The organism is Leifsonia sp. C5G2 (genome assembly GCF_013359685.1).
GTDB lineage: Bacteria > Actinomycetota > Actinomycetes > Actinomycetales > Microbacteriaceae > Leifsonia.
The window spans coordinates 66,751-92,911 of the sequence record NZ_JABFMV010000015.1 but is presented as its reverse complement, the minus strand read 5'-3'; the positions used below and the strand labels follow the sequence as shown (position 1 = coordinate 92,911).

Below are 26,161 nucleotides of genomic sequence, written 5' to 3'. Positions count from 1 at the left end.
ACCCACCACACCCCGCACCCTTCATCACGTGATGCGTTGACCGTATGAATCCGCCCGCCTCATAATGGAGATTCGGCACGAATCGGGGCGTCAGCCCGCCGCCAGAGCCGCGTCGGTCTCGGCCGCCGTCGGCGCGGTGGCCGGTCCCTCCCTGGTCACCGCGATCGCCGCGGCGGCGGTCGCCCGGCGGGCGGCGGAGAGCGGGTCGGCGCCGCGGGTGAGGGCGGCGGCGAGCACACCGCCGAACGCGTCGCCGGCTCCCGTCGTGTCGACGGCGGTCACCGGGAACGCGGGCACGTGCGTCGGCGCGGGATCGCCGGTCGCCACCCAGCAGCCGGAGGCGCCGTCGCGGACCACGGCGACGCCGCCCTCGCGCAGCATCCCGCGCAGGGCGCCGGCGGCGGGCGCGGGGTGGGCGTGCGAGCGCAGGATGCGCGCCTCCCGGGAGCTGGCGCTGAGCACGTCGGTGCGGCGCAGCACGGTCTCGAGCAGCTCGCGGTCGAGCGTCCCGACCAGCGGCGACGGGTCGAAGACCACCCGCGTGTCCGGGCCGAGCGCCTCCACCCAGCCGGCCACCGCGGGTCCGGCGGCGGCGTGCGCGAGGCTGTAGCCGGAGACGTACACGACGTCGGCCGGCCGTGGCTGCACGGCGTCAAGGTCGGCGCGGCTCAGCATCCCCTCGGCTCCCGCCGCCGTGACGAAGGTGCGCTCGGCGCCCGCGTCGACCAGGACGACCGAGTACCCGTTGTCGGCGGACTCCAGCGGAGGGTTCGCGACCGAGATACCCTCCCGCCACAGCGCCTCGGCGACCACCTCGCCGAACGGGCCGGTGCCGGAGCGGCCGGCGAAGATCACCTCGACGCCGTCGCGGGCTGCGGCGGCCATGACATTGAAGCCGCCGCCCGCCGCCATCCCGGCGGACGAGGCGAGCACGTCGCCGCCGCGCTCGGGCAGCGCGTCCACGCGCATCAGCAGGTCGACCACCACGGTCCCGGTGAAGATCAGCCGTCCCTCAGCCACGTCGCCTCCTCAGCTCCAGCAGTCCGTCGACCAGGGGCTCCAGGTCGAGCGCGTTCACGCGGCGCACCGTGTCGAGGGCGGTGCGCGGCCAGTCGGCGGCGCCCGTCGCGCCGAGGACGGCGCCCGCCATCGAGGCGATCGTGTCCGTGTCGCCGCCGAGGGAGGCCGCGCGGCAGAGCGTCTCCCACGCAGCGTCCCGGTCCGGTTGCGCCGGATCGCCGGCCGCGACCGCCACGCCGACGAGGGCGAGCGCGGCCACCACCGACTCCTGCGCGGCGACCGACGTGCCGATCACCTCCGCGAGCGCGTCGTCCTGGGCGTCCACGTCGAGCTCCAGCAGGTACGGGACGGCCCACTCCAGCCGGGCCGCGATGTCGCCGCCCGCGACCCAGTGGCCGCGGTGGGCGCCCTCGCGCGCGGCGGCGACCGCCACATCCAGAGCCTCGGGCGTCTCCGCTCCGTCGATCCCCGCGCTGACCGCCGCGCCGACCGCGGCTGCGCCGGCGATGCCGAGACCGGTGTTGTGCGTGAGCGCGCTCACGGAGGCGACGGCGTCGACGAAGAGCCCGAGCGGCTCGACGGGCACGGCGATGCCGACCGGAGCGATGCGCATCGCCGCGCCGTTGGTCGCCCCGAACCGGCCGGCCTCCTCCGGCGGCATGCCGTCCTGCAGCCGCTGGAGCGCGGCGCGCGTGCTCGGGCCGAGCAGGTCGAGCGAGCCGCGCGCCTCCATCCCGCGCTCCCAGGCGAGCAGTTCCCCGGCGAGCACGCCCGGGCGCACCGTCCCTCCTCCGTCGATCAGCAGCCGCGCCAGGAGCACGGCCTGCTCGGTGTCGTCCGTCACGGAGCCCGCCGGCATCCCCGCGGCGATCTGCTGGCGCGGACCGGCGGCGACGAGCCCCGAGATGCGGCCGTGGTCGGCAAGGATGCGCTCGCGCGACAGCGACTGGGTCGGCATCCCGAGGGCGTCGCCGAGCGCAAGGCCCTGCAGTGCGGCCAGGGCCCTGGCGCGTGCGGAGTCCCTCACAGCGGCGCCAGCAGCGCCCCGCGCAGGCGATCGCTCAGGCCGGGCGGCACCTGCACGGCCGCGCCCAGGGCCTGGATGGCGCGACTGTAGTAGTTGCGCGCGGCCGCCGCGAGCGTGATGTCGACGATCTCGCGGTCGGTGAAGCCGAGGTCGCGCAGCCGTTCCGCGTCCGCGTCCGTCATGGCGTAGGAGGCGCGGCTGATCTTCTCGGCGTAGTCCATCATGGCGACCTCCGCCTCGCTCAGGCCGGCGTTCCGGTAGTCGCGGGCGATGCGCTCCAGCTCGTCCTCGTCGATCAGGGAGAGGGTCTTGCGGCCGTGCGCGAGCCGGCAGTGGGCGGAGTGGAGCGCCTGCGCGGCCGCGAGCGTGACGAGCTCGTACCGGCGCTTGCCGAGCTGGGCGACGATCGAGCGGATCAGCGCCTCGAAGGCCCGGACCGCCTCCGGATTCATGCTCATCACCCGCGTGTAGTCGGCGACGTAGCCCAGCTCGTCCAGGTCCTCCTGGTAGAGGGCGGCGACCTCGCCGGTCGCCTCGGACGGTTCCGGCGTGCGGATGATGCTCACGGCTGCCTCCTCGCGTAGGTCTCCCCATTCTCACGCGCGTTCGCGGCCGGATGCTAGTGCGGCCGAACGATTGACAGGGGCCTGTCAATTAGGCAGGGTGATCGCATGACCAGCGCCCCTGTCCTGCACCGCCTCGTCCTGTCCGCGTCGTCGCTCCCCGCAGCCCTCGATCTCTACGCCGGCGTGCTCGGGCTCGCCGTGGAGCGGACCGCCGACGGGTTCGCCTGGCTGCGCACGGCCGACGGGGTCGAGCTGATGGTGCACGAGCGTCCGGCCGTCGCCTCCGACGCGGCCGTTGCGGTGACCTTCGCCCTCCCGGAGCTCGACGCCGCGATCGGCCGCTGGGTGGCCGCAGGGGGCACGGTGGTGGATGCGCCCGCCGCTCAGCCCTGGGGCGAACGCATGGCGGTGGTGCGGGACACAGACGCGCATATCGTCTGCCTGGTGGAGCAGCCGTGAACGAGGCCGGCCGGCGGCTGACCGAGCTGGTCGACGAGGTGTTCCGGCTCGCGGACGCGTTCGCCCGGGCGGGCGACGAGCTCGTGGCCGCGGAGGGATTGACCTCGGCGCGCTGGCTGACGCTCGGGGCGGTCGCGCACGGTCCGCTGAGCGTCGCGGCGATCGCGCGTCGCCGAGGGCTGCGCCGTCAGTCCGCCGCCGAAGGGGTCGCCGCGCTGGAGCGGGCGGGGCTCGTGGAGCGCATCCCGGACCCGGCGGACGCTCGCGCCCCGCTCGTGCGGCTGACCGGTGCCGGCCGCGCCGCGCTGGAGCGCATCCGACCCCTGCGCGCGGAGTGGGCCGAGCGCACCGCCGCGGTCGCCGCTCCGTCCGAGCTCGCGGCCGCCGCGACCCTCGCGCGCCGCCTCCGCGCACGCCTCAGCGAGCCCCCCGAGCGGTCGAGTGGTGACTAATCGCGGGTATCCGTGTCGAGTGGTGACAGGTTGTCACCACTCGGCTCGGGTCAGTGCGCGAAGGCGGGTTCGGAGGGGGAGTCGGCGGGCTTGCGGATGAAGAGCGAGCCGGCGACGCCGAACAGCGAGATGATCGCGCCGGCCAGGAACGCGGTCCGGATCCCGCCCGCCTGCGCCGCGTCGGCGCCCGCGCCGCCCGCGGCCAGCGCGGTCGACTGCAGCGTGAGCACGGCGATCAGCAGGGCCGTCCCCGCCGCGCCGCCCACCTGCTGAATGGTGCCCAGGATCGCGCTGCCGTGCGAGTACAGGTGCGGCGGGAGCGCCCCGAGCCCGGCGGTGAACAGCGGCGTGAACATCATCGCGAGCCCCAGGCTCAGGACGACGTGGGCCGCGACGACCATGGCGATCGGCGTGTGCTCGGTCACCATCGTCAGCGCCCACAGCACCAGGCTGACCAGGATCGACCCCGGCACCACCAGCACCCGCGGGTCGAAGCGGTCGTAGATGCGCCCGACGAAGGGCGCGGCGAGGCCCATGATCAGGCCGCCCGGCAGCAGGATGAGCCCGGTCGCCAGCGTATCGAGGTGCAGCACGTGCTGCAGGTACAGCGGGAGCACGATGATCACGCCGAACATCGACGCCGTCGTGATCGCCATCAGGACGATCGCCACGGTGAAGATCGGGAAGCGGAACGTCCGCAGGTCGAGCAGCGCCCTGTCCTTGCGCTGCAGCAGCAGCTGGCGCGCGACGAACGCCGCGAGCCCGAGCACGCCGACGGCGAGCGAGCCCCAGAGCATGAACGGGCTCGCGGCCGCGCCGCCGGACTCGCCCGACAGCGTGAGCCCGTAGACCAGCCCGCCGAAGCCGAGGGCCGACAGGATGACCGAGAGCACGTCGATCCGCACCTTCTCGGTCTCGGTGACGTTCTCGACGAAGCGCATGCCGATGAACAGCATGATCAGCGCGATCGGCAGCACGATCAGGAAGATCCACCGCCAGGCCAGGAAGTTGAGGATGAGGCCCGAGATGGTCGGGCCGATCGCGGGCGCGACCGAGATCACGATGGAGACGTTGCCCATCGTGCGTCCCCGCAGGGCCGGCGGCACCAGCGTCATCAGCGTCGTCATCAGCAGCGGCAGCATGATCGCCGTGCCGGAGGCCTGCACCACGCGTGCGGCGACCAGCACGAGGAAGCCGGGCGCGAGGGCCGCCGAGAGCGTGCCGAGCGAGAACAGCGACATCGCGGCGATGAACATCTGCCGTGTCGTGAACCGCTGCAGCAGGATGCCCGTGATCGGGATGACGACCGCCATCGTCAGCATGAACGCGGTGGAGAGCCACTGCGCGGCGAGGGCGTCGATGTGGAGGTCGTCCATCAGCTTCGGGATGGCGACCGTCATGATCGTCTCGTTGAGGATCACGACGAACGTGGCGGCGAGCAGCAGCCAGATCACACGCTGGTCGCGCGGCGCGATACGCGGCGCGGCCGCAGCCGGCGCGGGGAGGGCGCCGGCGTCGACCGAAGGCACTGGTGAGGTCTTCTCAGTCACTGGTCAACCGTAGCGAGGACGACCGACATCGCGGGTGTCCGGGAGGGGAACGATTCCGCCGTTTCGCTCTCCGCAGAACGCGGGAATAAACCGGCCGCGATCAGCGCCCCAGCGCCGCCACCGTCCGCACCGCCTCGCCGACCGCGGGGACGACCGCGAGCAGGGCCTGCGCATCCACGTCGCCGTCCCAGGAGAACCGCACGGCGGTGCGCGCGAGGTCCTCGTCGTAGCCGAGCGCGAGCAGCACGTGAGAGGCCTCCTCGCTGCCCGCCGCGCAGGCCGAACCGCTGGACGACACGACGCCGCGGCGCTCCAGCTCCAGCAGCACCGCCTCCCCGTTGGTTCCCGGGAAGACGAAGGACGCCGTGCCCGGCAGGCGCGATGTCGGGTGTCCGGTCAGCTCCGCACCGGGCGCCTCGGCCAGCACGGCCGCGACGAACGCGTCCCGCGCCGCTGCCGCCGCCTCCGCCCGCTCCTCGCGTCCGTCCGCGGCGAGCCGCGCGGCCGTCGCGAGGGCCACCGCGCCGGCGACGTTCTCGGTGCCCGAGCGCCGGCCGCGCTCCTGGCCGCCGCCGTGGATGACCGGCTCGACCGGGATGCGCCCGCGCACGTACAGCGCGCCGACGCCCTTGGGCGCTCCGATCTTGTGGCCGGACACGCTCAGCGCATCAACGCCGAGGGCGCCGACGTCGAGCGGCAGCCAGCCGGCCGCCTGCACCGCATCCGTATGAAGAGGAACGCCCTTCTCGTGGGCGAGCGCCGCCAGTTCGGCGATCGGCTGCACCGTGCCGACCTCGTTGTTCGCGAGCATCACCGACGCGAGCGTCGTGTCCGGCCGAAGGGCCGCGGCGAAGTCCGACGGCGCGACCAGCCCGTCGCGCCCGACCGGCACGAAGGTGGCTTCGAACCCGTGCAGCCGCACCAGGTGATCGACCGACTCCAGCACCGCCTCGTGCTCGATCCTGGTCGTGACCAGGTGGCGGCCGCGCGGGTTCGCCAGGGCGATGCCCTTGATCGCGAGATTGTCGGCCTCCGTCCCGCCCGAGGTGAAGGTGACCTCCGATGCGCGGCAGCCCAGCCAGGCGGCGACGCCCGCGCGCGCGTCGGCGAGCCCGCGGGCGGCCGACTCGCCGACCGCGTGGTGGCTCGACGGGTTGCCGAAGTCGCCCGTCAGGTACGGCCACATCGCCTCCAGCACCTCCCGGCGGACCGGGGAGGTGGCGGCGGCGTCGAGGTAGATCACTCGACCACCACGTCCAGTCCCAGGTCGAGCGAGCGGACGCTGTGCGTCAGAGAGCCCGAGGAGATCACATCCACGCCGGTCTCGGCGATGGCGCGCACCGTCGCGAGGCTGACGTTGCCGCTCGCCTCGACCAGCGCGCGACCGCCGACGAGGGCGACGCCCTCGCGCAGTTGGTCGACGGTGAAGTTGTCGAGCATGATCGTGTCGACGCCGGCCGCGAGCACCGGCTCGATCTGGTCGATCCTGTCCACCTCGACCTCCAGGTGCGTGGTGTGGCCCAGCTGCTCGCGCACGCGGAGCAGAGCATCGGTGACCGAGAGCCCGCTCTGCGCGGTCAGGACCGCGAGGTGGTTGTCCTTCGCCATCACGGCGTCCGAGAGCGAGTACCGGTGGTTGTGGCCGCCGCCGGCCCGGACCGCGTGGCGCTCGAACGCCCGCAGCCCCGGGGTGGTCTTGCGGGTGTCGACGATGCGGGCCGAGGTGTGCGCCACCTCGGCGACGAACGCGGCGGTCTGGGTCGCGATCCCGGACATGCGCTGGGCGAAGTTGAGGGCGACGCGCTCGGCCTGCAGCACCGAGCGGGCCGGTCCCGTGACGGTCGCCAGCACCTCGCCGGACTCGAACGCCGTGCCGTCGGCGACGTGCAGCGTGACCTCGATCGCCGGGTCGGTCAGGGTCATCGCCGCGGCGAACACCTCGCCGCCCGCGAACGTGCCGGGCTCGCGCGCGACCAGCCGGGCGGTCGCGGTCGCGGTCGCCGGAATCAGCAGCTCGCTGGTCACGTCGCCCCACGGCGCGTCCTCGACCAGGGCGGCCTGGACGACGGTCTGGATGATGTGGCGGGTCAGCATGCTGCGGGCACCTCGATGCGGGTCGACGACGGAAGTGGGACGGGACGGGGGAGCAGCACGGTGTGCGCCGGGGCGCCCTCGGCGGGGAGCGGCGCATCCGAACGGAAGTGCGCGCCGCGGGACTCCGCGCGGGCAAGCGCCGCGCGCACCACGAGCCGCGCGAGCGTCAGCAGGTCGGCGTCCTCTCCCGGTTCGGGATCGCGCACGGCGGCGAGCTCCTCGGCCGCGGCGGCGAGGCGGGCGCCGTCGCGGTGCAGCCCGGCGGCCTCCCACATCAGCGCGCCGAGCCGGGCCCGACTGAACGGGAGGGACGGCGTGACCGAGGTCGCGGGATCCGCGTCCACCCCGACCGCCGCCTCCATCACCCACGCCGGCGGCGCAGGCCAGGGTTCGTCGACGACCCCGGCGGCCCGGTGTGCGAACACGAGCCCCTCCAGCAGCGAGTTCGAGGCGAGGCGGTTCGCCCCGTGCGCTCCGGTGCAGGCGACCTCGCCGACCGCGAACAGCCCGGGGACGGTGGTCCGGCCCTCGGTGTCGGTGGCGACGCCGCCCATGGCGTAGTGCGCGGCGGGCGTGACGGGCGCGGGATGACGCCCCCAGTCGTACCCGGCCGCGCGGCAGGCCGCGTCGATCGTCGGGAAGCGGCGGGCCAGCAGGTCGGACCCGAGCGCCGTGGCATCCAGCAGCACGGGTTCCCCACCCTGCGCCGCCATCTCGATCGCGATGCCGCGCGCCACGACGTCCCGGGGCGCGAGCTCGGCGTCCGGGTGGAGGTCGAGCATGAACCGCTCGCCCGCGCGGTTGCGCAGCACCGCCCCCTCGCCGCGGACCGCCTCCGAGATCAGGAACGCCGTCCCGCCGTGATCGCCGGCGAGGGCCGTCGGGTGGAACTGGGTGAACTCGAGATCGGCCAGCGCCGCGCCCGCCCCCCAGGCCGCGGCGACGCCGTCGCCGGTCGCCACGGCCGGGTTCGTCGTGTGGGCGTACAGGCGGCCCCAGCCTCCCGTGGCCAGCACGACGGCGTCGGCCTCGACCGTCGCCGTTCCGTCGGCCGTGCGCAGCACCACCCCGGCGGCACGCCCCTCGCGGACGACGACATCGCGCAGGAAGGCGCCCTCGAGCACGGGGATGCGGGCCTCCTGCAGCGCCGCCACCAGCGTGCGCTCCAGTTCGGCGCCGGTCGCATCGCCCCCGGCGTGCAGCACGCGCGAGGTGGAGTGCGCCGCCTCCCGGCCGCGGGCGAGCACGTCGCCGTCGCGGTCGAAGGCGGCGCCGCGGGCGATGAGCTCGCGAACGCGCTCCGGGCCGTCCGCGCAGAGCACCTCGACGGCCTCCCGCACGTTCAGCCCGGCGCCGGCGCGCAGGGTGTCGGCGACGTGCGCCTCGACGCTGTCGTCGGGGAACACCGCGGCGGCGACGCCGCCCTGCGCGTAGCGGGTGCTGCCGTCCGTCAGCGCGGCCTTGGTCACGACCGTCACGTCGTGACCGAGGTCGTGCGCGCGCAGCGCCGCGGTGAGCCCCGCGATCCCGCTGCCGACCACGACCACGCGGCTCATGTCAGGCCGCCATCGTCGTGTCGGGCCGCGCGGCGAGCATCCGCTCGAGCGCCACCCGGGCGGGCTCGGCCACGTCGGCCGGGACGGTCACCTGGTTGAGCACCTCGCCGCGCACCAGCCCCTCCAGCACCCAGGCCAGGTAGCCGGGGTGGATGCGGTACATCGTCGAGCAGGGGCACACGACCGCATCGAGGCAGAAGATGGTGTGCTGCGGGAATTGGGCGGCGAGCCGCTGCACCAGGTTGATCTCGGTGCCGATCGCGAACGTCGAGCCGGCGGGCGCCGCCTGGATCGCCTTCACGATGTAGTCGGTCGAGCCGTACTCGTCGGCCGCATCCACCACGTCCATCGGGCACTCGGGGTGAACGATGACGCGAACGCCCGGGAACTCGGCCCGCGCGTGCTCGATCTGCCCGACCGTGAAGCGCTTATGCACCGAGCAGAAGCCATGCCAGAGGATGACCTGCGCGTCCTGCAGGGTTGCGGCATCCGTCCCGCCCCACGCCTTGCGCGGGTTCCACAGCGGCATCCGCTCGAGCGGCACGCCCATCGCCTTGGCGGTGTTGCGGCCGAGGTGCTGGTCGGGGAAGAAGAGGACGCGCTGCCCGCGCTCGAACGCCCACTCCAGCACGGTCGCGGCGTTGGAGGAGGTGCAGACGATCCCGCCGTGCTCGCCGCAGAACGCCTTGAGCGCGGCAGACGAGTTCATGTACGTCACCGGGATGACGGGCACGCGGCCGTCGGCGTCCGGCTCGGTGCCGTACAGCTCCTCCAGCTGCTCCCAGCACTCCTGCACGGAGTCGAGGTCGGCCATGTCGGCCATCGAGCAGCCCGCGGCGAGGTTCGGGAGGATGACCCGCTGCTCCGGGCGGGACACGATGTCCGCGGTCTCCGCCATGAAGTGGACGCCGCAGAACACGATCGCCTCCGCCTCCGGCCGTGCCTTGGCGGCGTTGGCGAGCTGGAACGAGTCGCCCACGAAGTCCGCGTACTGCACGACCTCGTCGCGCTGGTAGAAGTGGCCCATCACGGCGACGCGGTCGCCGAGCTGCGCCTTGGCCGCGCGGATGCGGTCGCCCAGCTCCTGCGCGGAGGCGGTGCGGTACTCCTCGGGCAGCTCGCCCTGGCGCGGCGCGTTCGCCGGGATCGGGTCGCCGAGCGAGGCGCCGGGGCCGTAGGAGGGCGCGAGCGCGTCGAACTCCCAGGGCGCCTCCACGAGGTCGGGCGTGCAGGTCTCGCCCTCCAGCTGCCCCGACGCGATGAGCCGGATGGTGGTGTCGACAGATGCGATGGTCATGCGCTTCTTCCTTCGAACGGATGCTGCTGGCGGGGGAGCGGCCCCGCGTCGGCGAGGTCGATCGAGTCGTTGTAGCGGTACAGCCGCGGCGGCCGGTGCGGCGTCCCGGTGAGGTACTCGTCCGTCGCGACGACGGTGCCGGAGGCCTCGATGGTGCGGCGGAAGTTGGCCGGGTCGAGCGCCTTGCCGAGCACGGCCTCGTGCACGGCGCGCAGCTGCGCCAGGGTGAAGCGCTCGCCGAGGAAGGCGTGGGCGATGCGGGAGTACTCCATCTTCGTGCGCAGCCGCCAGAGCGCGTACTCGACGATGACGTTGTGGTCGAAGGCGAGCTCGGGCAGGTCGTCGGCGGGGAACCACGCGACGTTCTCGCCGACGCTCGCGCGCTCCGCCTCCTCGCTGCGCACCAGCGCCCAGTAGACGACGGAGACGACGCGGTCGGCGCCGGGGGAGCGGTCGGCGTCGCCGAACGCGTACAGCTGCTCGAGGTAGCTGGGGGTGAGGCCGGTGGTGTCGTTGAGCGTGCGGGCGGCCGCGTACGGGAGGTCCTCGCCGACGCGCAGCGGTCCGCCGGGCAGCGCCCAGCGTCCCTCGAAGGGCTCGCGGATGCGGCGCACCAGCGGCAGCCACACCTGCGGGACGCCCGCGGTCTCCTCGTCGGTGCGCAGCGCGAAGATGACCGTGGACACGGCGAGGATCGCACTCGCGCGTTCGTGCCGTGCCGTCATGCTCCTCCAACCCCCTAAAGGTCACCGTGACTCTAACGTGCTGACCATCTTAGTGTCACCTCGACCAAAACACCAACCTCCTCGTCCCGCTTCGTCGATTCGTCACGAATAGGCGCGGTTCGTCACGAACGGGCACCGCTCGTCACGAACGGGCACCGCTCGTCACGAACGGGCACCGCTCGTCACGAAGGGGCGCCGCTCGTGACGAACGGCAGGCGTCGGGAGGCGGGGCGCGCGGGAGTCGGGCGGAGCGGATATGCTGGCCCGACAAGCGAATATCGGGCCGACATGGTCGATGCGGGAGAGTCGCGCGAAACGGGCGCGGCACCGAAGGAGCAATCCTCCCCGACAATCTCTCAGGTACGCGTACCGCATCGAACGGGCCACTCTGAAAAGCAGGACGGCATCCCGCCGCCCTCGCCGACGGTGAAAGCCACGACCTCGTCCGAGGCGCGGTGAAACTCTCAGGCCGGATGACAGAGGGGGAGTTCTTCCCGGAAGCGGCGACGCTTCCGCCGCCCCCGGCCGCTCGGCCGGCGAAACGGAGAACTCATGTCCTCGCCCCACAGCGACACCCCCAGCACCGAAGGCACACCGCAGGAGCGTCACTCGCCGCTGCACGACGTCCACACCGCCGCCGGTGCGTCGTTCACCGACTTCGCCGGCTGGCAGATGCCGGTCCGCTACTCGTCCGACCTCGCCGAGCACCACGCCGTGCGCACCGCGGCAGGTCTGTTCGACCTCTCCCACATGGCCGAGATCGTCCTCATCGGCCCGGAGGCCGGCGCCGCTCTCGACTACGCCCTCGCCGGCAACCTGTCGGCGCTCGCCGTCGACCAGGCGAAGTACAGCCTCCTGCTCTCCCGGTCGGGCGGCATCGTGGACGACCTGGTCGTCTACCGCACCGGGGACGACCGCTACATGGTGGTGGCGAACGCCTCCAACCGCGAGGTCGTGGCCGAGGAGCTGCGCGACCGCACCGCACCGTTCGACGTCGAGGTGTTCGACGAGTCCGACGACATCGCGCTCATCGCCGTCCAGGGCCCCGCCGCCCTGTCGATCCTGCTCGCCACCGACGGTCTCGCCGCCGACGAGGGCGCGCTCGACGGCGAGGACTTCGGCGAGCGGCTGTCGGCACTCAAGTACTACTGGTCGCTGCCCGCGCTCTTCCAGACCCATCCCGTGCTCATCGCCCGCACCGGCTACACCGGCGAGGACGGCTTCGAGCTGTACATCGCCCCGGACAACGCCAAGGCGCTCTGGGAGGCCCTCACCGAGGCGGGCACCGAGCAGGGCCTCGGCCTCGTGCCCGCCGGCCTCGCCAGCCGCGACACCCTGCGCCTGGAGGCCGGGATGCCGCTCTACGGCCACGAGCTCGGCCGCGACACCAAGCCGGCGCAGGCCGGACTGGGCCGGGTCGTCAACCTCGCGAAGGACACCGACTTCATCGGGCGCGCCGCGAGCGAGGAGGGGCCGCATCCCGAGGCCCGCGTGCTCGTCGGCCTGATCGGCGAGGGCAAGCGCGCCGCCCGCGCCGGCTACCCGGTCTTCGCGCACGACGACGTCACCGGCGACGACGCCGAGGTCGGCGTCGTCACCTCCGGCGCCCTCTCGCCGACGCTCGGCGTTCCGATCGCGATGGCCTACGTCGCGCCGCCTTTCGCCCGCGTCAACACCGTGCTCCACGTGGACGTCCGGGGCACCCGCCTCCCGTTCACCGTCACCGCCCTCCCCTTCTACAGCAGAAAGAAGCGCTAGCCATGGCCGCAGAACGAGACCTGAAGTACACCGCAGAGCACGAGTGGCTCCTCGTGGAGGGCGATGTCGCAACCGTGGGCATCACAGCCTACGCGGCTGAGAAGCTCGGCGACGTCGTGTTCGTCGAGCTGCCGGAGGAGGGCAGCGACGTCGCCGCGGGCCGCGTCGTCGGCGAGATCGAGTCGACCAAGTCCGTGGGCGAGCTGTTCGCGCCGGTCGACGGCACGGTGACGGAGGCCAACTCCGCTGTGGTGGATGCTCCGGAGCTCGTCAACTCCGACCCCTTCGGCGACGGCTGGCTGGTGAAGGTCCGCTTCGCCGAGCTGCCCGACAACCTCCTCAGCTACGACGAGTACGCCGCCCTGACCGGCGAGTAAGGTTCCGAACCCGCACATGACCGACCTCTTCCCTCCGCGTCACATCGGCACCGACGGCGACGCGCAGAGCACCATGCTGTCCGCGATCGGTGCCGCCGCCTCCCGGGACTGGTCCTCCGTCGAGGACCTCGTCTCCGCCGCCGTGCCCGACTCCATCCGCGTCGACCGCGACCGCACCTCGGTGCTGCCGGCACCGCTGGGGGAGCGCGCCGCCCTGCGCGAGCTGCGCGCCATCGCCGCGCGCAACACCGTGAACCGCAGCCTGATCGGCCTCGGCTACTACGGCACCATCACCCCCGCGGTGATCAAGCGCAACGTGCTCGAGAACCCGGGCTGGTACACGGCGTACACGCCGTACCAGCCGGAGATCTCCCAGGGGCGGCTGGAGGCGTTGATCAACTTCCAGACGATGGTCTCCGACCTCACCGGGCTCGACACCGCCAACGCGTCGATGCTCGACGAGGGCACGGCCGTGGTCGAGGGGATGCTGCTCGCCCGCCGTGCGTCGAAGGCGAAGTCGTCGCGGTTCGTGGTGGATGCGGACACCTTCCCGCAGACCATCGCCCTGCTCCGCAACCGGGCGGAGGCGGTCGGCATCGAGCTGGTCGTGCTCGACCTCGCGAGCCTGGCGGCGGACGCTCCGGAGCTGAGCGACGCCTTCGGCCTGTTCGTGCAGTACCCGGGCGCCTCCGGCCGGGTCTGGGACCCGAGCGCGGTCGTCGCGACGGCGAAGCAGGCCGGCGCGGTCATCGTCGTCGCCGCCGACCTGCTCGCGCTCACCCAGCTGCGGGCGCCGGGCGAGTTCGGCGCCGACGTCGCGGTCGGCACCAGCCAGCGCTTCGGCGTGCCGATGGGCTTCGGCGGTCCGCACGCCGGCTACATGGCGGTGCGGAAGGGCCTGGAGCGCCAGCTCCCGGGCCGCCTGGTCGGCGTCTCGCAGGACGCGGTCGGCAAGCCCGCGTACCGGCTGACGCTGCAGACGCGCGAGCAGCACATCCGGCGCGAGAAGGCCACGTCGAACATCTGCACCGCCCAGGTCCTGCTGGCTGTCATGGCGGCGATGTACGCGGTGTACCACGGTCCCGCCGGGCTGCGCGCCATCGGCCGCCAGGTCCACCTGTCGGCGGCGGGCGTCGCCGAGGTGCTGCGCGCATCCGGCGTCGAGGTCGTCTCCCGGTCGTTCTTCGACACGCTCCAGGTGGAGGTGGACGACGCCGCCACCGTCGTCTCGCGCGCCCACGACCGCGGACTGCTGCTTCACGCCACCGACGCGGGCCTCGTCTCGCTCAGCCTGGACGAGGAGTCGGCCGCCGACCTGCGCGACGGCACGTTCCCGCTCGTCGACCTCATCGAGGTGCTCGGCGGGACCGCCGACGGCGAGCCGGCCGTGGAGCTCGCGGGGGAGACCTCGTTCGACCCCGCGCTCGCCCGGGAGTCGGAGTACCTGACGCATCCGGTGTTCAACACGCACCACTCGGAGACCTCGATGATGCGGTACCTGCGCCTGCTGCAGGACCGCGACTACGCGCTCGACCGGGGCATGATCCCGCTCGGCTCCTGCACGATGAAGCTCAACGCGGCGACCGAGATGGAGGCCGTGACCTGGCCGGAGTTCGCGGCGCTGCATCCGTTCGCACCCGCGGCAGACGTGGCGGGCTCGCTCGAGCTGATCGACCAGCTCGAGGGCTGGCTCGCGGAGGTCACCGGGTACGACACCGTCTCCCTGCAGCCCAACGCGGGAAGCCAGGGCGAGCTCGCCGGACTGCTCGCGATCCGCGGCTACCACCGCTCGCGCGGCGACCTGCAGCGCACGGTGTGCCTCATCCCGCAGTCCGCCCACGGCACGAACGCCGCGTCCGCGGTGCTCGCCGGCATGAGCGTCGTGGTGGTGGCGACGGACGAGCTGGGCAACGTCGATCTGGACGACCTGCGCGCCAAGATCGCCGAGCACGCGGACACCCTCGCGGCCCTGATGATCACCTACCCGTCGACGCACGGCGTCTACGAGCACGAGGTCGTCACGATCACGCAGGCCGTGCACGACGCCGGCGGTCAGGTGTACGTCGACGGCGCCAACCTGAACGCCCTGCTCGGCTACGCCCGGTTCGGCGACTTCGGCGGCGACGTCAGCCACCTGAACCTGCACAAGACCTTCTGCATCCCGCACGGCGGTGGCGGTCCCGGTGTGGGCCCGGTGGCGGCGAAGGCGCACCTCGCGCCCTTCCTGCCCGGGCACCCGCTCGCGCAGGACGCGACCCACCCGCTCGCGGGCGGCGGCCGCGTCGAGCACGGCGGAGCGCCGGTGTCGGCCGCGCCGTACGGCAGCCCGAGCATCCTCCCGATCAGCTGGGCGTACGTCCGGATGATGGGCGCGGAGGGTCTGAAGGATGCGACCGGTGCCGCCGTGCTCGCGGCCAACTACGTCGCCGCGCGGCTGCGCGAGCACTTCCCGGTGCTCTACGCGGGCGAGGACGGCCTGGTCGCGCACGAGTGCATCCTCGACCTGCGTCCGCTCACCGAGCGCACCGGTGTCACGGTCGACGACGTCGCGAAACGGCTCATCGACTACGGCTTCCACGCCCCGACGATGTCGTTCCCGGTCGCGGGCACGCTCATGGTGGAGCCGACCGAGAGCGAAGACCTGGCCGAGCTCGACCGCTTCGTCGCTGCGATGATCGCGATCCGCGAAGAGGCCGACGCCGTGGCGGCGGGGGACTGGCCCTCCGACGACAACCCGCTGCGCAACGCGCCGCACACAGCCGAGTCGGTCGTCTCGTCCACGTGGGACCACCCCTACTCCCGCGAGCAGGCCGTGTACCCCACTCCGTCGCTCGTCCGCAACAAGTACTGGCCCCCGGTGCGCCGCATCGACCAGGCCTACGGCGACCGCAACCTCTTCTGCGCCTGCCCGCCGCCCGAGGCTTTCGCCTGACCCCATCCGTCGGCTCCTGAGTTCTTCGACTTCCGCGCGGCGTGTCGCTCGAAGAACTCAGGAGCTGTTGGCCAGGGGATCAGGCGAAGATCGACGGGAACCAGGCGACGGCGAGGGGGTAGCCGACGAAGGAGACGATGTCGATGACGGTGTGGGCGACCACCAACGGGGCGACGCGACCCCAGCGGGTGTAGCACCAGCCGAAGACGACGCCCATGACGGCGTTTCCGAGGAACGGGCCGAAGCCCTGGTAGAGGTGGTAGCTGCCGCGGAGCACGGCGGCGGCCAGGATGATCGTCCACGTCCCCCAGTTCAACTGGCGCAGCCGGGTGAACAGGTAGCCGACGACGATCACCTCCTCCTGCAGCGCCGCCCGCAGCGCTGCCAGGACGAGCACGGGAACGGTCCACCAGTGCGCGTTCAGCGTCGACGCCTCCACCGTCACCGTGATCCCGAGCAGCCGCGTGACCGCGTAGAACAGGATGCCGGGCACCCCGATGGCGAGGAAGAGCAGCATCCCGCCGCCCAGGTCGCGCGCGGGTCGTGTCAGGTCGAGCCCGATCCTCCGGAACCCGCTCCGCTGCGGCTGCCACAGCAGGTAGATCACGAGCGCGACGGCGAACAGCGGGAACAGGTTGCCGAGCACCTGGTAGAGGAAGTCGAACACCTCGCGGCTCGACTGGACGGGGTTCACCTGCGTCTTCTGGTCCGCGAGCGGCGTACTCTGCGTGGAGCGGTCGACGATGGTGACGATCGAGTACACGGCGGACTGACCGAGGGAGAGCCCGAGCACGATCGCGATCTCCCACCACAGGCGCGGGCGCTGCGCCCGCTCGACGGGGGTCTCCGCGGCGTAGGTCGACGAGTTCGGCATAGGGGCATCCTGCCAGGCCGGACATGGAACCGTCAGATCGTTGCATGATGCGAACGAATCCATCGTTTTTGTGCGCTTCGCGCAGGAATCCGCCGACTGAGTTACCAGTCTGTAACGTTTTCTTTCCCTGTTTTGCAATCGCTGGCGGCGATACCTAGGGTCATTCTTATCCCGCGCGGACCAGGCTTCTCGCATGCCTGTGCCGTCGCACACTTCGCACAGGAGGAACATTGCACATCAACGGAAGAAGGGGCAGGTTCGCTGTCGGTGCGGTCGCCGTCGCCGGCGTCGCCGCGCTCGCCCTGTCTGCCTGCACCACGTCCGGGAGCACCAGCACGTCGTCGGCTGCCAAGGGCGGCACCGTCACGGTCGCGGTCGTCAACGACCTGACCTCGCTGAACTCGCAGACCCCGCAGGGCAACCTGGACACCAACGGCCAGGTCGGTTACCTCGACGGCTCGTACGGCTCGGGGTTCCAGTACATCGACAACAACTACAAGATCGTCCACGACAAGAGCTTCGGGACCTTCGAGAAGACGTCGGACAACCCGCTCACGGTCAAGTACACCCTCCCCTCCAACGCCAAGTGGTCCGACGGTGAGCCCGTCACGGCCGACGACATGGTCCTCGGCTGGGCGATGCAGTCCGGCTACTACGACTCGGCGACCCTCGACCCGAACTCGGGCGACGTCACCTCGGGCACGCAGTACTTCACCCCGGCCGCGGGCACCGCGGGCATCGACCAGACGTCGTACCCCACGGTCAGCAACGACAACCGCACCATCACGCTGAAGTACGCCAAGCCCTTCGTGGACTGGGAGCTCTTCAACCCGCTCGCGCAGCCGGCTCACATCGTGGCCAAGAAGGCGGGCCTCTCGTCGGCCGCCGACCTGACCAAGCTGCTGAAGAGCCTGCCCAAGGGCGACCCGAAGAACCCGGCGCCGGCCGACCCGACCCTCAAGAAGGCGGCCGACTTCGTCAACACGGGCTACGACATCACGGCGTTCCCGACCGACAAGGACCTCCTCGTCGCGTCCGGCCCGTTCGTGGTCTCGTCCTGGACCCCCGGCCAGTCGATCACCATGGTGAAGAACAAGTACTACTGGGGCGACAACAAGGGCAACGTCGACAAGATCGTCTTCCGCATCATCCCGGACGCGAACGCCCAGGTCACCGCTCTCCAGAACGGTGAGGTCGACATCATCAACCCGCAGGCCTCGGCCGACACCCTGACCGCTCTGAAGAACACGAGCGCCAAGGTGCTGACGGGCGACCAGGCGTCGTACGACCACCTCGACCTGAACTTCGGTTCGCAGGTCTTCTCCGACCCGAAGGTGCGCGAGGCGTTCCTCAAGACGATCCCGCGCCAGCAGATCCTGGACTCCATCGTCACGCCGGTGAACCCCAAGGCCAAGGTGCTCGACTCGCAGATCTGGCTGCCGAACCAGGACGAGTACGCGAACGCGATCAAGAGCAACGGCTCCGACGCCTACGGCAAGGTCGACATCGACGGCGCCAAGAAGCTGCTCAACGGTGCCACCCCGACCGTGCGCATCCTGTACAACACCAACAACCCGAACCGTGTCGACGAGTTCCAGGCCATCTCCGCCTCGGCGGCCAAGGCCGGCTTCAAGATCGTCAACGCCGGTTCGCCCGACTGGAGCAAGCTCCTCCCGGGTGGTGACTACGACGCGTCGCTCTTCGGCTGGATCAGCCCGGGTGCCGGAACGTCGCAGATCCCGCAGCTGTTCACCACCGGTGGCGGCGGCAACTACAACCGCTACAACAACATGAACGACGTCGCGGTTCAGACCCAGACGACGCTGGACAAGGACGAGCTGACCAAGCTCGAGCTGCAGATCGACACGGCCACCTTCAAGGACGGCTACGGTCTGCCCCTCTTCCAGCTGCCCGGTGTCTTCGGTGTCAATGCTCGCGTCGACGGCGTGAAGTACATGGGCAACCAGACCGGTCCGTTCTGGAACTTCTGGGAGTGGTCGGTCAAGTCCTCCAAGAAGTAAGAGCTCCATAAACGAGAGTGCCCGGGTGAACCCCGGGCACTCTCGTGCGGGGGCGTCGGTTCTCGGCCGGCGCCCCGTATCATGAAGTCGGTGGACGTGATCCGTCCGCCCCGTGAGATACGCGCCTGGCGGCAACCCCCCTTCCGCCGCACCCCGTTCCGGCGCGTCCTGTCAGTGAAGGTTTTGAACCTATGGCGAGTTTCATCCTGAGACGACTCCTGGTCTCAGTGCTCATCATCATCGCCGCTTCGTTCCTGATGTACATGCTGGTGGCCTACAGCGCCGACCCGCTCCAGGACCTGCGAAGCAGCAATTCCCCCAACAAGACGCAGCTCATCAATGCGCGCGTCCAGCTCCTCCAGCTGGATGTCCCGCCGCCGCTGCGCTGGCTGCTCTGGCTCGGGGGTGCGGCGAAGTGCCTCATCCCGTTCGCCAACGCCTGCGACCTGGGGTCGACCGTCTCGAACGCGAAGGTCGTCGACATCCTCCCGCAGGCCCTCGGCTCGACCGTGCAGCTGGTCACCCTCGCCCTGATCCTCGCGATCCTCCTCGGTGTCACCATCGGCATCGTCACCGCCCTCCGGCAGTACAGCGGACTCGACAACGTCGTCACGTTCCTCAGCTTCTTCCTGTACTCCCTTCCGGCGTTCCTCGTCGCCGTGCTCCTCAAGGAGTTCGTCGCGATCGGGTTCAACAACTTCCTCGCTCACCCCACCATCCCGTGGTGGGCGGCCGTCATCATCGGCGTGGTCGCCGGCCTCATCTGGCAGTCGCTGATCGGCGGCGACCGGCGACGGCGGCTGATCACGTTCGGGATCGCGACGGTCGCGACCGCGGGTGTGCTGCTGCTGATGTCGGTGACGAACTGGTTCCTGACGCCCGGTCTCGGCCCGGTGGTCATGATCATCCTGATCGCGGCGACCGTGATCGGCGCGACCGCGCTGATCGCCGGTCTGCAGAACCGTCGGGCTCTCCTCTCCGCGGCCATCGCGGGCGCGGTCAGCCTGGTCTGCTACTTCGCGCTGCAGCCGCTGTTCAACGTCTCGACCGTCGGCACCATCGTGATCCTCGCGGTCGTCGCGATCATCGTGAGCCTCGCCATCGGCTGGTTCGTCGGCGGCTACGACCGCGGCCAGAACATGCGCATCGCGGTCATCGTCACGATCGTCTCGGGATTCCTGATCGTCGTCGACCGCTTCATGCAGGCCTGGCCGCAGTACTTCCAGGACACCAACGGCCGCCCGATCGCGACCGTCGGCTCCTCGACACCGGGCCTCGAGGGCGACATGTGGGTCACCGGTCTCGACACGTTCACCCACCTGGTGCTGCCGACCATCGCGCTGCTCCTGATCTCGTTCGCGTCGTACACCCGCTACTCGCGGGCCGGCATGCTCGAGGTGCTCAACCAGGACTTCATCCGCACCGCGCGGGCGAAGGGCCTGCCGGAGCGCACCGTGATCGTGCGGCACGCCTTCCGCAACATGCTCATCCCGATCACCACGCTCGTCGCGTTCGACGTCGGCGCGCTGCTCGGTGGAGCGATCATCACGGAGCGCGTCTTCGCGATCCCCGGCATGGGCTTCCTGTTCGCCAGCGGTCTCGACCGCGGTGACCTGAACCCCGTCATGGGCTACTTCCTGGTGATCGCGGTCATGGCGATCCTGTTCAACTTCCTCGCGGACCTCTCCTACGCCGCGCTCGACCCGAGAGTGAGGGTCCGCTGATGGCCGACGACACTCGCATCGCCGATGAGCTCGAAGCACCGAGCTCGCCGCCCGTCAGCCAGGGAAAGCTGGTCTGGAAGCGGTTCCTCTCGAACCGGCTGGCCGTGGCCAGCGCGATCCTGTTCATCCTCATCCTGATCTTCTCGATCTCGGCGATCGGGCTCGGCCCGATCCCCGGATGGTGGCGCTTCAACTACAAGGAGCTGAACCCGCAGTACCAGCAGGGCGCGCCCACCTGGCTGCACCCGTTCGGCCAGGACCGCATCGGCAAGGACTACTTCGCGCTGACGATGCGCGGCATCCAGAACTCGATCCTCGTCATGGTGGTGCTCGGCCTCATCGCCAGCGTCGTCGGCGTGGTGGTCGGCGCGGTCGCGGGCTACTTCCGCGGCGTGGTCGACGCGATCCTGATGCGCATCACCGACGTCTTCATCGTCATCCCGGCGCTGGTCATCGGCTCGGTCGTCGGTCACATCTTCGGCGGCCTCGGCGCGTTCTTCCTGGCCCTGATGCTCGGGTTCTTCTCGTGGATGGGCATCGCCCGACTGGTGCGCGGCGAGTTCCTGTCGCTGCGCGAGCGGGAGTTCGTGGAGGCGGCGCGCGTCGCCGGTGCGTCGGACACCCGCATCATCTTCAAGCACATCCTGCCGAACGCGATCGGCGTCGTGATCGTCGCCTCCACGCTCATCATGGCCTCGGCCATCCTGCTGGAGACCGCGCTCTCGTACCTCGGTTACGGCATCCAGCCGCCGGACGTCTCGCTCGGTCTCCTGATCAGCTCGAACCAGTCGGCGTTCCAGACGCGGCCGTGGCTGTTCTGGTGGCCCGGTGCGTTCATCGTGACGCTCGCGCTGCTCGTCAACTTCGTCGGCGACGGCCTGCGCGACGCGTTCGACCCGCGTCACCGCCGGTTCAACCTGCGCAAGATGCGCGAGCAGGAGCCGGAGGAGGGCGAAGGCGACGGCCGCACGCCGAAGACCGGAGCGGCCCTCGCGGAGGACGTGCTGTGATCAGCGCACCCGCCGCGCTGCTCCCGGCCTCAGGCCACGAGCAGCGCGGCGACGGTGCCGCCGAGGAGCAGCACCAGCACCGCGAGCGACGCGACGTGCCAGCGCACGGCGACCGGCGTCTCGTCGGCGCGGCCGGCCTCGATCGTGCCGGACTCCTGCAGCGCCGCCCAGCGGCGGCGCACCACCTCGGCGGCAGCGCCCGACTCGGTGGAGAGCAGGTCGCCCGGACGGCGCAGGCTGTCCTCGACGCTCGGCCGGCCGACGCGACCGCGCGTCTCGTTGCGGGTGGCGCGGAGCGTGCGGGTCGTCCCGGGGGCGGGCGCCGCCCAGACCGGGAACTTGCGGCCCGGCGTGTACAGCGTCAGCGCGTACTTGGTGTCGACCGCGATGAGCGCCTCCCACGGGATGCGCACGGTCTGCGTCACATTGACGACGAGCAGTCCGTCGTCGCCCACCGCGAGTTCGGGTCGCCAGAGCATCGCCCAGGCGACGAAGGCGAACAGCACGACCGGCACGATGTACAGCAGCCGGGCGTCGTGGACGCTCAGCAGCAGGCCGACGGTCAGCGCGGCGGCGGCCGCCCAGATCAGCACGGCAAGGACCCGGTTGAACCGGGACACGAAAACCTCGCGTCCGGCGGGGGAGACGTAGGGCATGGACCCATGCTCTCATCCCCGCTGAACGCCCCCGAAAGGAACCTCTGAACATGACCGAGACCAACGCGACAGGAACGGCGACCGTGACCGGCGGCCCCGTCCTCGAGGTGACCGGCCTCTCCGTCGACTTCGGTGTGGACAACACGTGGGTGCCCGCGGCGAAGAACCTGAACTACCAGATCCGTCCGGGCGAGGTGCTCGCCATCGTGGGCGAGTCCGGTTCGGGCAAGAGTGCCAGCTCGATGGCGATCCTCGACCTTCTGCCGAAGAACTCCCGCGTCCAGGGCTCGATCAAGCTCGACGGGCGTGAGCTCACCGGGCTGACCCAGCCGCAGATGCGCCGCGTGCGCGGACGCCAGGTGGCCGTGATCTTCCAGGAGCCGATGACGGCGCTGAACCCCGTCTACACGGTCGGCTTCCAGATCGTCGAGACGCTGCGCATCCACTTCGGGATGTCGCCGCACGAGGCGAAGGAGCGTGCGCTCGAACTGCTCGCGATGGTGGAGCTGCCCGACCCGCAGAAGGCGTTCAACTCCTACCCGCACCAGCTCTCCGGCGGCCAGCGCCAGCGCGCCATGATCGCCCAGTCGATCTCGTGCGACCCGAAGCTGCTCATCGCCGACGAGCCCACCACGGCGCTCGACGTGACGGTGCAGGCCGAGATCCTGGAGCTGCTGCGCAGCCTCCGCGACCGGCTCGACAGCGCCATCCTGCTGATCACCCACGACATGGGCGTCGTCGCCGACCTGGCCGACAACATCGTGGTGATGCGCAAGGGCGACATCGTCGAGTCCGGAACCGTCAAGGACGTGTTCGCGAACCCGCAGCACCCCTACACCATCGCCCTGCTCGACGCCGTCCCGCACCTGGGTCAGCGCGAGGACGAGGAGATCGACACCACTGCGGCGCTCGCCGCGGGCTCTGAGAATCCCGACGCCGCGTTCGCTGAGCGCATCCGCGCCAACGAGCGCGCCGCGCAGGCGGAGCACGAGAAGGCCGAGATGGACAAGCGTCCGGTCGTCGTCGAGTTCGAGAAGGTGGCGATCGAGTACCCGAAGCACGGCCGCGTCCCGGCGTTCCGTGCTGCGACGGACATCGACCTGAAGATCCACGAAGGCGAGGTCGTGGGCCTGGTGGGCGAGTCGGGCTCCGGCAAGACGACGCTCGGCCGGGCCGCGATCGGCCTGCTGCCCATCCACTCCGGCAAGCTCGTCGTCGCCGGCCAGGACATCAGCAACGCCGGGCGCGACGAGATCCGCAAGCTGCACCGCAACGTCGGCATCGTGTTCCAGGACCCGTCGTCGTCGCTCAACCCGCGCCTCCAGATCTCGGACTCGATCGGCGAGCCGCTGCGGCTGGCGAAGGGACTGAAGGGAGCGGAGCTCTCCAAGGAGGTCGACCGCCTGCTCGACAGCGTCGAGCTGCCGCGGGCGTACCGCAGCCGGTTCCCGCACGAGCTCTCCGGCGGCCAGAAGCAGCGCGTCGGCATCGCCCGCGCCCTGTCGCTGAAGCCCCAGGTGCTCATCGCCGACGAGCCGACCAGCGCGCTCGACGTGTCGGTGCAGGCGCGCGTCCTGGAGCTGATGCAGCAGCTGCAGCGCGAGATGAACTTCGCCTGCCTCTTCATCACGCACGACCTCGCGGTCATCGACGTGCTCGCCGACCGCATCGCGGTGATGCACCACGGCCGCCTGGTCGAGGTCGGGACGCGCGACGAGATCCTGCGCTACCCGAAGGAGGCGTACACACAGCGCCTGCTCGCCGCGGTGCCGCTGCCCGACCCGGAGCAGCAGCGTGCGCGCCGCGCCCTGCGGCTCGAACTGCTCGCCGCCGGCGCCGACGAGACCGGCGCCGTTCCGGCCGTCACGCCCGAGGTGCAGCAGCCGGAGCCCCCGGTCGCGCAGGGGCTCTAGGCACCGTCAGGCGCTCGCTCACAGCGGACACGGCGGAAGGGGAGCGGATCCACGATAGAATGGACCGTTCCCCTTCTTCCTTCTGACGAGAGTCGAGTCTGTACGCATGTCCGAGAACGCCGTCGCCCGCCGCGACGATCTGCGCAATGTCGCGATCGTCGCCCACGTCGACCACGGCAAGACCACGCTGGTCGACGCCATGCTCAAGCAGACGAACTCCTTCGACGCGCACGCGCACGTCGAGGAGCGCGCGATGGACTCCAACGAGCTGGAGCGTGAGAAGGGCATCACGATCCTCGCCAAGAACACGGCGATCTCGTACAACGGCAAGTACGCCACCGACGGGCCGATCACCATCAACGTGATCGACACCCCGGGCCACGCCGACTTCGGCGGCGAGGTCGAGCGCGGTCTCTCCATGGTCGACGGCGTCGTGCTGCTGGTGGATGCGTCCGAGGGCCCGCTGCCCCAGACCCGCTTCGTGCTGCGCAAGGCGCTCGAGGCCAAGCTGCCCGTCATCCTCGCGGTCAACAAGACCGACCGCGGCGACGCCCGCATCGAGGAGGTCGTCGGCGAGAGCCAGGACCTGCTCCTCGGTCTCGCGAGCGATCTCTCCGACGACGTCCCGGACCTCGACCTCGACGCCATCCTCGACGTGCCCGTCGTGTACGCGTCCGGCCGCGCCGGAGCCGCCAGCCGCAACCGGCCCGCGAACGGCGAGCTGCCGGACAACGACGACCTCGAGCCGCTGTTCCAGGCGATCCTGGAGCACATCCCGGCACCCAGCTACGACCCCGAGGCGCCGCTGCAGGCGCACGTCACCAACCTCGACGCGTCGCCGTTCCTCGGCCGCCTCGCGCTGCTCCGCATCTTCAACGGCACCCTGAAGAAGGGCCAGACCGTCGCCTGGGTGCGCCACGACGGCGACGTGCACAGCGTCCGCGTGACCGAGCTGCTGATGACGAAGGCGCTCGACCGCTACCCGGCCGAGTCCGCCGGCCCCGGCGACATCGTCGCCGTCGCCGGGTTCGCCGACATCATGATCGGCGACACCCTGGCCGACCCGGAGGACGTGCGTCCGCTCCCGGCCATCCACGTCGACGAGCCCGCGATCTCGATGACGATCGGCACCAACACCTCGCCGCTGGTCGGCAAGGTCAAGGGCCACAAGCTGACCGCGCGCATGGTGAAGGACCGCCTCGACCGCGAGCTCATCGGCAACGTGTCGCTGCGCGTCCTGGACATCGGCCGCCCCGACGCGTGGGAGGTGCAGGGCCGCGGCGAGCTGGCGCTGGCCATCCTGGTCGAGCAGATGCGCCGCGAGGGCTATGAGCTCACCGTCGGCAAGCCGCAGGTGGTCACCAAGAAGATCGACGGCAAGACCCACGAGCCCTACGAGCACCTGACCATCGACGCTCCGGAGGAGTACCTGGGCGCGATCACGCAGCTGCTCGCCGCCCGCAAGGGCCGCATGGAGAACATGGCGAACCACGGCACCGGCTGGGTCCGCATGGAGTTCATCGTGCCGTCGCGCGGTCTGATCGGCTTCCGCACCGAGTTCCTCACCACGACCCGCGGCACCGGCATCGCGAACGCGATCTCGCACGGCTACGACGAGTGGGCCGGCCAGATCATCACCCGCAGCAACGGCTCCATCGTGGCCGACCGCGCCGGCGTCGTGACGCCGTTCGCGATCATCGCGCTGCAGGAGCGCATGACCTTCTTCGTGAACCCCACCGAGGAGGTCTACGAGGGCATGGTGATCGGCGAGAACTCGCGCGCCGACGACATGGACGTGAACATCACCAAGGAGAAGAAGCTCACCAACATGCGCTCCTCCACGGCCGACACGTTCGAGTCGATGACCCCCTCGCGCCAGCTCACGCTGGAGGAGTCCCTGGAGTTCGCCCGCGACGACGAATGCGTCGAGGTCACCCCGGAGGCTGTGCGCATCCGCAAGGTGGAGCTCGACGCCACCGCGCGCGGCCGCGCCGCTGCGCGCCTCAAGCGCCAGGACGCCGCCGCCGTCTGACCCCGCCCACCCCGTGCGTCGCGAGACGCCGCTCTGGGTCACCCAGGGCGGCGTTCTGCGTCCCACGGATGCTGCTGCGCGGGATGCTGCGTTCCCTGGCGCGCGTCCGTCGGCGAGA

General features: G+C 71.0%; 21 protein-coding genes and 2 riboswitches. Of the genes, 10 read left to right on the top strand and 11 right to left on the bottom strand.

Features of this window, described 5'->3' with window-relative positions:
* Nucleotides 1-90 precede the first annotated feature (90 nt).
* The 3 genes from HNO83_RS17295 to HNO83_RS17285 are packed head-to-tail and all read right to left on the bottom strand — an operon-like array spanning nt 91 to nt 2,613.
* Entirely contained in the window at nt 91-1,020 is a 930-nt protein-coding gene (locus HNO83_RS17295) for a PfkB family carbohydrate kinase (RefSeq protein ID WP_175338773.1), read from the bottom strand.
* Nucleotides 1,013-2,047, bottom strand: a complete 1,035-nt coding sequence (locus tag HNO83_RS17290; RefSeq protein ID WP_175338772.1) for an ADP-ribosylglycohydrolase family protein — start codon at nt 2,045-2,047, stop codon at nt 1,013-1,015. Before HNO83_RS17290 ends, HNO83_RS17295 begins: the two co-directional genes overlap by 8 nt.
* Nucleotides 2,044-2,613, bottom strand: coding sequence for a carboxymuconolactone decarboxylase family protein (locus HNO83_RS17285; RefSeq protein WP_175338771.1), 570 nt, complete (start codon nt 2,611-2,613; stop codon nt 2,044-2,046). The genes HNO83_RS17290 and HNO83_RS17285 overlap by 4 nt, the downstream gene beginning before the upstream one ends.
* A gap of 105 nt (nt 2,614-2,718) precedes the next feature.
* Here HNO83_RS17285 and HNO83_RS17280 point away from each other — a divergent pair, with 105 nt between their 5' ends.
* A complete protein-coding gene (locus HNO83_RS17280) occupies nt 2,719-3,072 on the top strand; it encodes a VOC family protein (RefSeq protein WP_175338770.1) in 354 nt (117 codons plus the stop codon).
* Nucleotides 3,069-3,524 (top strand): MarR family winged helix-turn-helix transcriptional regulator, encoded by a 456-nt coding sequence (locus tag HNO83_RS17275; RefSeq protein WP_175338769.1) that lies wholly within the window; start codon nt 3,069-3,071, stop codon nt 3,522-3,524. Before HNO83_RS17280 ends, HNO83_RS17275 begins: the two co-directional genes overlap by 4 nt.
* 50 nt (nt 3,525-3,574) lie before the next feature.
* Here HNO83_RS17275 and HNO83_RS17270 read toward each other — a convergent pair whose 3' ends face one another.
* The 6 genes from HNO83_RS17270 to HNO83_RS17245 form a co-directional block, all read right to left on the bottom strand.
* On the bottom strand, nt 3,575-5,053 hold the full coding sequence (locus HNO83_RS17270) for an MDR family MFS transporter (RefSeq protein WP_175338782.1): 1,479 nt from the start codon (nt 5,051-5,053) through the stop codon (nt 3,575-3,577).
* Nucleotides 5,054-5,174: 121 nt separating this feature from the next.
* Nucleotides 5,175-6,317 carry a cysteine desulfurase family protein gene (locus tag HNO83_RS17265; RefSeq protein WP_175338768.1) on the bottom strand — a complete coding sequence of 381 codons (1,143 nt, stop codon included), beginning with the start codon at nt 6,315-6,317 and terminating at the stop codon, nt 5,175-5,177.
* On the bottom strand, nt 6,314-7,168 hold the full coding sequence (gene nadC, locus HNO83_RS17260; protein WP_175338767.1) for a carboxylating nicotinate-nucleotide diphosphorylase: 855 nt from the start codon (nt 7,166-7,168) through the stop codon (nt 6,314-6,316). Before nadC ends, HNO83_RS17265 begins: the two co-directional genes overlap by 4 nt.
* On the bottom strand, nt 7,162-8,724 hold the full coding sequence (gene nadB / locus HNO83_RS17255; RefSeq protein WP_175338766.1) for an L-aspartate oxidase: 1,563 nt from the start codon (nt 8,722-8,724) through the stop codon (nt 7,162-7,164). The genes nadC and nadB overlap by 7 nt, the downstream gene beginning before the upstream one ends.
* A gap of 1 nt (nt 8,725) precedes the next feature.
* Nucleotides 8,726-10,021 carry a quinolinate synthase NadA gene (gene nadA, locus HNO83_RS17250; protein ID WP_175338765.1) on the bottom strand — a complete coding sequence of 432 codons (1,296 nt, stop codon included), beginning with the start codon at nt 10,019-10,021 and terminating at the stop codon, nt 8,726-8,728.
* Complete coding sequence (locus HNO83_RS17245) at nt 10,018-10,746, bottom strand: NUDIX hydrolase (protein ID WP_175338764.1); 729 nt, start codon at nt 10,744-10,746, stop codon at nt 10,018-10,020. Before HNO83_RS17245 ends, nadA begins: the two co-directional genes overlap by 4 nt.
* A gap of 288 nt (nt 10,747-11,034) precedes the next feature.
* Nucleotides 11,035-11,128: riboswitch (glycine riboswitch) on the top strand.
* A gap of 1 nt (nt 11,129) precedes the next feature.
* Nucleotides 11,130-11,233: riboswitch (glycine riboswitch) on the top strand.
* Between the two features lie 65 nt (nt 11,234-11,298).
* Here HNO83_RS17245 and gcvT point away from each other — a divergent pair.
* Genes gcvT through gcvP form a run of 3 tightly spaced genes read left to right on the top strand, consistent with a single transcriptional unit; the run spans nt 11,299 to nt 15,813 of the window.
* On the top strand, nt 11,299-12,504 hold the full coding sequence (gcvT, locus tag HNO83_RS17240; protein WP_175338763.1) for a glycine cleavage system aminomethyltransferase GcvT: 1,206 nt from the start codon (nt 11,299-11,301) through the stop codon (nt 12,502-12,504).
* Nucleotides 12,505-12,506: 2 nt separating this feature from the next.
* A complete protein-coding gene (gene gcvH / locus HNO83_RS17235) occupies nt 12,507-12,881 on the top strand; it encodes a glycine cleavage system protein GcvH (protein WP_175338762.1) in 375 nt (124 codons plus the stop codon).
* 16 nt (nt 12,882-12,897) lie between these two features.
* Complete coding sequence (gcvP, locus tag HNO83_RS17230; RefSeq protein WP_175338761.1) at nt 12,898-15,813, top strand: aminomethyl-transferring glycine dehydrogenase; 2,916 nt, start codon at nt 12,898-12,900, stop codon at nt 15,811-15,813.
* A 79-nt stretch (nt 15,814-15,892) separates the two neighbouring features.
* Here gcvP and HNO83_RS17225 read toward each other — a convergent pair whose 3' ends face one another.
* The gene (locus tag HNO83_RS17225; protein ID WP_175338760.1) at nt 15,893-16,687 is read right to left on the bottom strand and encodes a CPBP family intramembrane glutamic endopeptidase; all 795 of its coding nucleotides are present in this window, start codon (nt 16,685-16,687) and stop codon (nt 15,893-15,895) included.
* A 230-nt stretch (nt 16,688-16,917) separates the two neighbouring features.
* Here HNO83_RS17225 and HNO83_RS17220 point away from each other — a divergent pair, with 230 nt between their 5' ends.
* The 3 genes from HNO83_RS17220 to HNO83_RS17210 all read left to right on the top strand — a co-directional run bounded on the left by HNO83_RS17220 (nt 16,918) and on the right by HNO83_RS17210 (nt 21,442).
* Nucleotides 16,918-18,708: an ABC transporter family substrate-binding protein gene (locus HNO83_RS17220; RefSeq protein WP_175338759.1), complete on the top strand. Its 1,791-nt coding sequence runs from the start codon at nt 16,918-16,920 to the stop codon at nt 18,706-18,708.
* Nucleotides 18,709-18,899: 191 nt separating this feature from the next.
* A complete protein-coding gene (locus HNO83_RS17215; RefSeq protein WP_175338758.1) occupies nt 18,900-20,432 on the top strand; it encodes an ABC transporter permease in 1,533 nt (510 codons plus the stop codon).
* The gene (locus tag HNO83_RS17210) at nt 20,432-21,442 is read left to right on the top strand and encodes an ABC transporter permease (RefSeq protein ID WP_249776815.1); all 1,011 of its coding nucleotides are present in this window, start codon (nt 20,432-20,434) and stop codon (nt 21,440-21,442) included. The genes HNO83_RS17215 and HNO83_RS17210 overlap by 1 nt, the downstream gene beginning before the upstream one ends.
* A 29-nt stretch (nt 21,443-21,471) precedes the next feature.
* On the opposite strand, the gene HNO83_RS17205 is transcribed toward HNO83_RS17210, so the two are convergent.
* Nucleotides 21,472-22,098, bottom strand: coding sequence for a PH domain-containing protein (locus tag HNO83_RS17205; RefSeq protein WP_175338757.1), 627 nt, complete (start codon nt 22,096-22,098; stop codon nt 21,472-21,474).
* Nucleotides 22,099-22,148: 50 nt separating this feature from the next.
* Between HNO83_RS17205 and HNO83_RS17200 the strand changes: the two genes are divergently transcribed.
* Both HNO83_RS17200 and typA read left to right on the top strand, forming a co-directional pair.
* Nucleotides 22,149-24,011: an ABC transporter ATP-binding protein gene (locus HNO83_RS17200; RefSeq protein ID WP_175338756.1), complete on the top strand. Its 1,863-nt coding sequence runs from the start codon at nt 22,149-22,151 to the stop codon at nt 24,009-24,011.
* A 106-nt stretch (nt 24,012-24,117) separates the two neighbouring features.
* A complete protein-coding gene (gene typA / locus HNO83_RS17195) occupies nt 24,118-26,043 on the top strand; it encodes a translational GTPase TypA (protein ID WP_175338755.1) in 1,926 nt (641 codons plus the stop codon).
* The last annotated feature ends 118 nt before the right edge of the window (nt 26,044-26,161 follow it).